General features: G+C 30.0%; 1 protein-coding gene. It reads right to left on the reverse strand.

Translation table 11 applies throughout. The features are described 5' to 3' along the window. Positions 1–238: 238 nt before the first annotated feature. Positions 239–613 (reverse strand): alpha/beta hydrolase family protein (locus FUA24_RS03200; protein WP_148540025.1); only part of this gene is annotated, 375 nt, incomplete at its 5' end.

Here is a 613-nt window from a genome sequence, read left to right on the forward strand (position 1 = left end):
TGACCAATATTGATTGTTCTCAAGAGCTTTTATATCATTCTCTGTTCCACTTCGATATTTATATACAAGCATTGAGGTTGTAGGTTTTTGGTAATTGCACACAACGGTCTCGTATAAGATTAGTTGCGTGGTTTAAATAACTAATTTAGCAAATAAAAACCGAATAGAAAATCCGCGAGGATTTTCGTAAGTAGGCTATTACCAAGTAATTAATTTTATACTTTGTTACCTGTAGTTTTTATTTTTTTAACCGTTTGTTAAACCATTTTATTACTAATTCGTTTAATTCCATTCTATAATCTGAAAATGAATGGTTTGTCTCAAATTTCCTTAATTCAAAATCATATTCTATTTCTGTTAATTTATCAGCAACTTTGTCAGCTTGTGTAGGATTTACTCTTTTGTCATTAGTTCCACACAAAATTAAAAGACTACTGTTTTTATCTAATTCGTCTGTCCAATAAATTACAGAACGTTTTTTTAATTCAGATTCTTTATTGTCCAGATAATTTGGTACACATTCCGCAATAACTTTCGATTCCATTTCCGGTCTGTCAGAAATTAATCCAAACAAATCGGTTGGTCCATTTCCGACAATAGCTGTTTTTATTTT

It is taken from the genome of Seonamhaeicola marinus (assembly GCF_008085455.1).